This window comes from Aeromonas rivuli, from assembly GCF_020149575.1.
Lineage (GTDB): Bacteria > Pseudomonadota > Gammaproteobacteria > Enterobacterales > Aeromonadaceae > Aeromonas > Aeromonas rivuli.
Map to the genome: position 1 here is coordinate 3,551,676 of NZ_CP079742.1, position 8,325 is coordinate 3,560,000.

Consider the following 8,325-nt stretch of genomic DNA (forward strand, 5'->3'; position numbering starts at 1 on the left):
TCCTCATCCGTCGGCACCTCACAGGAGTGCCATAGATGAAAACCATGCTCACTGCCGCCGCTGGCCTGTTGATCTCCGTCGCCGCCAACGCAGCCTCGCCCCAGATTCTCACCGTCTATACCTATGACTCTTTCGCCTCCGAGTGGGGACCCGGTCCCAAGATCAAGCAAGCCTTCGAGCAGCAGTGTGCTTGCACCCTCAATCTTGTTCCCCTCGAAGATGGGGTCGCCATCCTCAACCGGTTGCGCCTCGAAGGGGGCCATGGCAAGGCGGATCTGGTATTGGGACTGGATGATGCGCTGGTGGCAGAGGCCAAGAAGAGCGACCTCTTTGCCAAGCATCATCTCGATTTGAGCGCCCTCAGGGTGCCGGGTGGCTGGCAAGACGACACCTTCGTCCCCTACGACTACGGCTACTTCGCCTTCGTCTACAACAAGGACAAACTCAAGCAGCCCCCCACTAGCCTGAAAGAGCTGGTCGAGCGCCCGGATCTCAAGGTGATCTATCAGGATCCGCGCACCTCCACCCCGGGTCAGGGGCTGATGCTGTGGATGAAGTCGGTCTACGGGGATGAGGCGCCTGCAGCCTGGGCTCAGCTTGCCAAGAAGACGGTCACCGTCACCAAGGGCTGGTCCGAGGCCTATGGCATGTTCATGGATGGCGAGGCTGACATGGTGCTCTCCTACACCAGCTCCCCCGCGTATCATCTGATTGCCGAGCAGAAGAGCCAGTATCAGGCTGCCGCCTTTAGCGAAGGCCACTATCGTCAGGTGGAAGTGGCCGCCAAGCTGGCGGGCAGCAAGCAGGAGAAGCTGGCGGATCAGTTTCTTCAGTTCATGATAAGTCCCGCCTTCCAGCAGGTGATCCCGACCGGCAACTGGATGTATCCGGTGATCAATACCGAATTGCCCAAAGGCTTCGAACAGATGATCACCCCGGCCAAGACCCTGAGCTTCTCCTCTGATGAGGTGGCGAGCAACCGCAAGGGCTGGATCCGCGAGTGGCTGCAAGCCGTCACTCAGTGAATCAGACCCGCCCCTGCTGGTGGCTGCCGGGTCTCGGCGCCACCAGTCTCATCTTGTTGCTAGCCCTGGGGCCCCTGCTGGCCCTGTTGTGGCAGGCGGGGACCCTCTCCCTGTCCGGCCTGCTCGCAGACCCCTATCTGCGCCATGTACTGGGTTTCAGTCTGGGACAGGCCCTGCTCTCAACCCTGCTTAGCCTGGGTCTCGCCATTCCGGTGGCCCGCGCCCTGGCCCGGCGCCGTTTCCCCGGCCGTCGCCTGCTGCTCAAGCTGTTTGGCCTCTCCCTGGTGCTGCCGGTCATCATCGCCATCTTCGGCATAGTGGCGGTCCATGGCCGCCAGGGCTGGCTGCCGCAGCTGCTGCGAGCCCTCGGCCTGGATCCTGGCAACTATCTGTATGGCCTGTTTGGCATCTTGCTGGCCCATGTCTTCTTCAACATGCCCCTGGCGGCCCGTCTGCTGCTGCAGAGCCTGGAGACCATCCCCGAATCGAGCTGGCGCCTGGCCAGTCAGCTGGGCATGCGCTCCTCACACATCTTCCGCTTGCTGGAGTGGCCGCTCATTCGCGCCGCCCTGCCGGGGCTCGCCAGCCTCATCTTCATGCTCTGTTTCACCAGCTTCACCACTGTGCTGGCCCTGGGGGGCGGCCCCAAGTCCACCACCCTGGAAGTGGCCATCTATCAGGCACTGCGCTTCGACTTTGATCTCGCCACCGCCGGGGGCCTGGCCCTGATGCAACTGCTGCTGACCGCCGCGCTGCTGGTGCTGCAACACAAGCTGCAGACCAGTCCCGCCAGCCGGGTCAGCCGGGTGCGCACCTGCCTGCGCCCGGACCGCCTGCAGCCCGGTACGCGATGGGTGGACAGTCTGGTGCTGCTGATTGGGATTGGCATCTTCCTGCCCCCCCTGCTGGCCATACTGGTGGCCGGGCTCAATCCCGCCTTGCTCACGGCACTCGGCTCCGCCGCCTTGTGGCAAGCGGCGGGCCACTCACTGCTCATTGCCATCGGCGCCGGCCTGTTCGCCACCCTGCTAGGCTGCGCCCTGTTGCTCACCAGCCGTCATCTCAAAGTCCGCAAGCGCCGCCGCCGCGCCGCCGCGCTCTGGGAGGCCAGCGGCGCCATGATCCTGATGATACCGGCCGTGGTGCTCAGCACCGGCCTCTTCATCATGTTTATGCCCTTCACCGATGTGTTCGCCCTCGCCCCCTGGCTAGTGGTGCTGGTCAATGCCCTGATGGCGCTGCCCTATGTGCTGCGCACCCTCTCGGCCCCCATGCAACTGGTGGTGCGTCAATATGACCGATTGGCCGACAGCCTGGGCGTGAGCGGCCTGAACCGCCTGCGACTGGTGGAGTTGCCGCTGCTGCGCCGCCCTCTCGCCCTGGCCATGGCGCTGTCGATGATCTTGTCTCTGGGAGATCTCGGTGCCATCGCCATGTTTGGCAGTCAGAGCCTCACCACCCTGCCCTGGCTGCTCTACCAGCAGCTCGGCAGCTATCGGCTGACCGAGGCGGCCGCCACCGCCCTGCTGTTGCTACTCTTGTGTCTCTCGCTGTTCTGGCTGGTAGAGCGGGGGCTTGGAGGGAAAAATGCAGCACATTAAGACGCTGACCATCTGCTGCCGCTTGTCTGGCCAGCCCTTGGCATCAATGACTGGTCGAACGACACCTTTGAGGGGAAAACATGCTGATCATCGATGAGCTGGTCACCAGCTACCCGGACTGGCGCGTGAGCTTCAGTGCCCGACTCGCGCCGGGCCAGATCACCGCCCTGATAGGGCCAAGCGGCGCGGGAAAATCGACCCTGCTCGGCATGATCGCCGGCTTCGTACCGGTCGAATCCGGCGCCCTCACCTTCTGCGATGAGGATCTGCTGCCGCTGGGACCCGCAGCCCGCCCGGTCACCACCCTGTTTCAGGATCACAACCTCTTCTTGCATCTGTCGGTGTTCGACAACATCGCCATCGGCCTGCACCCTGGCCTGCGTCTCAATCCTGCCCAGCGCCAGCAAGTCACAGACGCCGCCCGGCGGGTCGGACTCGGTGAGATGCTGACCCGATTGCCCGAGCAGCTCTCCGGCGGTCAGCAGCAGCGAGTCGGCCTGGCTCGCGCCCTGGTGCGCGGCAAGCCGCTGCTGCTGCTCGATGAGCCTTTCTCTGCCCTGGACCCCGCCCTGCGCAGGGAGATGCTGGCGGAGGTTGCGGGCCTCGCCCGCGAGCAGAACATCACTGTGCTCATGGTCTCTCACAATCCGGAAGATGCCGAGCTTATCGCCGATCAGTTGCTGTTCGTCGATGAGGGACGTATCGCCCTGCAGGGGCTGCCCTGTCTGCTGCGCGACTCGGACCACCCGGGCTTGCGCCGTTACCTCGGCCTCTCCCAAGGGGCCTGACTGGCATCGAATGCCAGCCATGAAAGAGGGGAGCCACAGGCTCCCCTCTTTGCCATCTTGAGGATGAACGTCAGAGATTTTCTTCGGCAAAGGAGGCGAGTCGACTGCGCACCACGCCGTTGAGGTAGATGTTGGCACTGCCCTCGAAATCCTTGAAGCGCTCGACTATGTAGGTCAACCCCGAGGTCACAGGACTCAGGTAATTGGAGTCTATCTGGGCCAGGTTGCCGGAGCAGACTATCTTGGTCCCTTCACCGCAACGGGTGATGATGGTCTTGAGCTGGGAGGCGGTCAGGTTCTGGCACTCGTCCAGCAGCACGAAGGTATTCTGTATGCTGCGTCCACGCATGAAGTTGACCGATTTGAACTGGATGTTGGCCTTCTCCATGATGTAGCTGAGCGAGCCACTCATGTTCTCATCCTGTTTGTGCAGCACCTCCAGGGTGTCGGTGACCGCCGCCAGCCAGGGCATCATCTTCTCCTCTTCCGTCCCCGGCAGGAAACCGATGCTTTCGGCTATTTCAGGGGTGTTGCGGGTGACGATCACCTTCTCGTAGATCCCCTTCTCGATCACCAGCTCCAGGGCCGCCGCCATGGCGAGCAGCGTCTTGCCGCAACCAGCCGGGCCGGTCAGGATCACCAGATCGATATGGGGATCGAGCAGGGCGTCCAGGGCCATGCCCTGATAGATGTTCTTGGGATGTATTCCCCAGGCCTTGCGTGACATCAGCCGCTCGCGGCCCAGATCCCGCAACCGGATGTGCTGCTCATCATGAGCAAGCACCCGGGCGGCGAAGAAGTTCTCCTCGTCAATCAGGTACTGGTTGACGTGTACGTGATCGAGCAGCTTGGTCTCGACCACATGCACAGTTTCCCGGCCATGGGTCTCGCTCTCGCACTCGCCGACCCGCTCCCAGAAGCTGCCGGGCACCTGCTGGAAGCCCTTGGCCAGCAAGCGAATATCGTCGATAAGCTGATCGGAACGATAGTCCTCCACCCGGGACAGACCGGCCCCTTTGGCCTTGAGGCGCATGTTGATATCTTTGGTGACCAGCACCACCTGGCGTTTTGACTCGTGCTTTTGCAGGTAGAGGGCGGCGTTGATGATGCGGTTGTCCGCCTCCTTGTCGGTGAAGATCTCGGCATCCTGAGGCAGATGGTGGTCGCTGAAGATGGAGATGCGGCCCGATGCCTCACCCGCCAAGGGCACCCCGCTGGTGATCTGCTCCGGGGTCGCATCGCGGAACACATCTTCCAGGGCGCGGATCGCGACGCGTGCATCCCGACTCACATCCTTCTGACGATCCTTGATGTTATCCAGCTCTTCGAGCACCGTCATGGGGATCAATACGTCGTGTTCTTTGAAGGAGTAAATCGCGAGGGGTTCGTGTAACAGAACGTTGGTATCCAGGATAAACAGCTTCCGGTCCGTATTGTCCATAAGCATCCTCCTTGGCACTGGGGGTGCCACGTGTGTGAATCTCAGATGTCATTGAAACCACACGGCCGTGACAGTTTTATTACTTCCAACGCTACGCCCGAATTTACCGACGCGCAACAAATCCCTTAACATGAATCGCCCCTACTTTCCTAGACACCTCAAGAGCCTCAAACTGAGGTCATTCAGGAGGTGTTATGAGCAAGCAGCAACGTTACACGGAAGAATTTAAACTGGCCGCCGTCAAGCAGGTGACTGAGCGCCATTACCCAGTGGCAGAGGTCGCCGAGCGACTCGGTGTTTCCAGCCACAGTCTTTACGCCTGGATCAAACGCTATAGCCAACCCGACGTGCAGCAGCATGAGTCCAGCCAGCAAGCCGAGATCCGCCGTCTCAAGGCCGAATTGCGCCGCGTCACCGATGAGCGAGATATCTTAAAAAAGGCCGCCGCGTACTTTGCCAAGCTGTCAGGGTAAGGTACGCCTTCATCCGGGAGCACGAGTCCACGCATCCCGTCCGCAGGCTGTGCCGGATGATGAATGTCCATCCGAGCGGTTATTACGCTTGGCAGCGGCAGCCCTTATCTACCCGAGCCCAGGAGGATCAACGCCTCCTGGGCCAGATCAAGCAATGTTGGCTAGAAAGCGGGGGCGTCTATGGTTATCGCAAGATCCGGGATGACCTGCGAGAAATGGGCGAGACCTGTGGCAAGCACCGGGTGGCGCGATTAATGCGACATGAAGGGTTACGTTCACAAACCGGCTATCACCGCCGTCCAGGCCATTATGGTGGCCGGCCAACGGTGGTTGCACCGAATCATTTGGAACGTCAGTTCGATGTGACCGAGCCCAATAAGGTCTGGGTAACGGACATCACCTACATTCGCACCCATGAAGGCTGGCTCTATCTGGCTGTGGTATTGGATTTGTTCTCACGACACGTCATTGGTTGGTCGATGGGGCAGCGGATCGACCGAGAGCTGGCCATCAGTGCGTTACTGATGGCGGTGTGGCGACGGCGACCCGAACAAGAAGTGCTGGTTCATTCCGACCAAGGGAGCCAGTTTAGCAGCTATGACTGGCAGGATTTTTTGCGGGAAAACCGGCTCAAGGCCAGCATGAGCAGGCGCGGCAATTGCCATGATAACGCGGTAGCGGAGAGTTTCTTCCAGCTCCTCAAACGCGAGCGTATCCGTCGCAAAACCTATGTGGATCGTGAGGAAGCCCGGCAGGATGTGTTCGATTACATTGAAATGTTTTACAACCCCAAACGCCGGCACAGTTTCAACAACGGGCTATCGCCAGTAGAGTGTGAAAAGCAATATTTCGAACGGCTCAAAAGTGTCTAGAGAAGCCGGAGCGATTCACAGCATCATGGAGTGAGAGATAGCGGGTATGGCGAGTATTTATTAGCCAAACGACTCGGTTTTCACATCGATATGCGGCTGGAAGAGGGGGTGGTGGAGATGCTGCTGCCGTGTGGCGGGTCAGGTGAATAAGCCTAGCTCCCATCGGTTAGCTCAGCATGGCAGTCTGGCTCGGCAGATCCGCTGGCAAGCACCTGCCAGCCCGTTGAATGGGGGCGCCGATGTGCTGTCACAACACATTTCAGGCATGAAAAAAGCCCGCTCGTGAGAGCGGGCTTCAGGGTCTTGCTACCAGCCAAATGCGTCTGCATTTGTGGCCAATCACATTGCTGTGATCGTAATTAGGAGCCTGGCAGTGTCCTACTCTCGCATGGCGAATGCCACACTACCATCGGCGCTACCGCGTTTCACTTCTGAGTTCGGCATGGGATCAGGTGGTTCCACGGCGCTATGGCCGCCAGGCAAAAACTTCAATCTCGGAAAGCTGACGTGAATAACGACTCCACCCTAAGTGGTGGTCACTATCACTGAATTTGAGTAGTTCTTAGCATCTGTTACAAGTCTCTGAACACTTCTTGGGTGTTGTATGGTTAAGCCTCACGGGTAATTAGTATGGGTTAGCTCAACACGTCGCCGCGCTTACACACCCCACCTATCAACGTTGTGGTCTCCAACGGCCCTTTAGGACCCTCAAGGGGTCAGGGATGACTCATCTCAGGGCTCGCTTCCCGCTTAGATGCTTTCAGCGGTTATCGATTCCGAACTTAGCTACCGGGCAGTGCCACTGGCGTGACAACCCGAACACCAGAGGTTCGTTCACTCCGGTCCTCTCGTACTAGGAGCAACTCCCTTCAATCATCCAACGCCCACGGCAGATAGGGACCGAACTGTCTCACGACGTTCTGAACCCAGCTCGCGTACCACTTTAAATGGCGAACAGCCATACCCTTGGGACCGACTTCAGCCCCAGGATGTGATGAGCCGACATCGAGGTGCCAAACACCGCCGTCGATATGAACTCTTGGGCGGTATCAGCCTGTTATCCCCGGAGTACCTTTTATCCGTTGAGCGATGGCCCTTCCATTCAGAACCACCGGATCACTATGACCTACTTTCGTACCTGCTCGACCTGTCCGTCTCGCAGTTAAGCTGGCTTATGCCATTGCACTAACCTCCTGATGTCCGACCAGGATTAGCCAACCTTCGTGCTCCTCCGTTACTCTTTGGGAGGAGACCGCCCCAGTCAAACTACCCACCAGGCACTGTCCGCGAGCCCGATTCAGGGCCCTGCGTTAGAACATCAAACATACAAGGGTGGTATTTCAAGGACGGCTCCACGACAACTAGCGTCATCGCTTCAAAGCCTCCCACCTATCCTACACATGTAGGTTCAATGTTCAGTGCCAAGCTGTAGTAAAGGTTCACGGGGTCTTTCCGTCTAGCCGCGGGTACACCGCATCTTCACGGCGAATTCGATTTCACTGAGTCTCGGGTGGAGACAGCATGGCCATGGTTACACCATTCGTGCAGGTCGGAACTTACCCGACAAGGAATTTCGCTACCTTAGGACCGTTATAGTTACGGCCGCCGTTTACCGGGGCTTCGATCAAGAGCTTCGCTTGCGCTAACCCCATCAATTAACCTTCCGGCACCGGGCAGGTGTCACACCCTATACGTCCACTTTCGTGTTTGCAGAGTGCTGTGTTTTTGATAAACAGTCCCAGCCATCTGGTCACTGCGACTCCCAACTGCTCCATCCGCAAGGGACTTCACTGTCAAGAGCGAACCTTCTCCCGAAGTTACGGTTCTATTTTGCCTAGTTCCTTCACCCGAGTTCTCTCAAGCGCCTTGGTATTCTCTACCCGACCACCTGTGTCGGTTTGGGGTACGATGACTTGTAATCTGAAGCTTAGAGGCTTTTCCTGGAAGCATGGCATCAATGGCTTCACCACCGTAGTGGCTTCGTCTCGTGTCTCAGCGTTGCATCTCCGGATTTGCCTAGAGATACCGCCTACGCACTTTCACCAGGACAACCGTCGCCTGGCCCACCTAGCCTTCTCCGTCCCCCCATCGCAATTACAAGTCGTGCAGGAATATTAACCTGCTT

At 59.0% G+C, this 8,325-nt stretch carries 5 protein-coding genes and 2 rRNA genes (1 of these 7 cut by a window edge); 4 read left to right on the forward strand and 3 right to left on the reverse strand.

Annotated elements, in window-relative coordinates:
• The first annotated feature begins 35 nt into the window (after positions 1-35).
• The 3 genes from thiB (at position 36) to thiQ (ending at position 3,414) form a co-directional block, all read left to right on the forward strand.
• Positions 36-1,025 carry a thiamine ABC transporter substrate binding subunit gene (gene thiB / locus KYK33_RS16345; protein ID WP_224431200.1) on the forward strand — a complete coding sequence of 330 codons (990 nt, stop codon included), beginning with the start codon at positions 36-38 and terminating at the stop codon, positions 1,023-1,025.
• Positions 1,001-2,626 (forward strand): thiamine/thiamine pyrophosphate ABC transporter permease, encoded by a 1,626-nt coding sequence (gene thiP / locus KYK33_RS16350; protein WP_224431201.1) that lies wholly within the window; start codon positions 1,001-1,003, stop codon positions 2,624-2,626. Before thiB ends, thiP begins: the two co-directional genes overlap by 25 nt.
• Positions 2,627-2,706: 80 nt before the next feature.
• Positions 2,707-3,414: a thiamine ABC transporter ATP-binding protein gene (thiQ, locus tag KYK33_RS16355; RefSeq protein ID WP_224431202.1), complete on the forward strand. Its 708-nt coding sequence runs from the start codon at positions 2,707-2,709 to the stop codon at positions 3,412-3,414.
• Positions 3,415-3,484: 70 nt separating this feature from the next.
• Here thiQ and KYK33_RS16360 read toward each other — a convergent pair whose 3' ends face one another.
• The gene (locus KYK33_RS16360; protein ID WP_042039607.1) at positions 3,485-4,855 is read right to left on the reverse strand and encodes a PhoH family protein; all 1,371 of its coding nucleotides are present in this window, start codon (positions 4,853-4,855) and stop codon (positions 3,485-3,487) included.
• 194 nt (positions 4,856-5,049) lie between these two features.
• Between KYK33_RS16360 and KYK33_RS16365 the strand changes: the two genes are divergently transcribed.
• A protein-coding gene (locus KYK33_RS16365; protein ID WP_224431203.1) for an IS3 family transposase occupies positions 5,050-6,200 on the forward strand; the annotation gives its coding sequence in 2 pieces (ribosomal slippage) (positions 5,050-5,284 and positions 5,284-6,200; 1,152 coding nt in all).
• Positions 6,201-6,565: 365 nt separating this feature from the next.
• On the opposite strand, the gene rrf is transcribed toward KYK33_RS16365, so the two are convergent.
• Positions 6,566-6,680, reverse strand: a 5S ribosomal RNA gene (gene rrf, locus KYK33_RS16370).
• Positions 6,681-6,804: 124 nt separating this feature from the next.
• A 23S ribosomal RNA gene (locus tag KYK33_RS16375) occupies positions 6,805-8,325 on the reverse strand (it continues 1,369 nt past the right edge of the window).

What these genes read in the sequence shown, in the direction of transcription:
- thiQ (WP_224431202.1), top strand. Translation starts at nt 2,707, where the DNA reads ATGCTGATCATCGATGAGCTGGTCACCAGCTACCCGGACTGGCGCGTG.
- thiB (WP_224431200.1), top strand. Translation starts at nt 36, where the DNA reads ATGAAAACCATGCTCACTGCCGCCGCTGGCCTGTTGATCTCCGTCGCC.
- KYK33_RS16360 (WP_042039607.1), bottom strand. Translation starts at nt 4,855, where the DNA reads ATGGACAATACGGACCGGAAGCTGTTTATCCTGGATACCAACGTTCTG.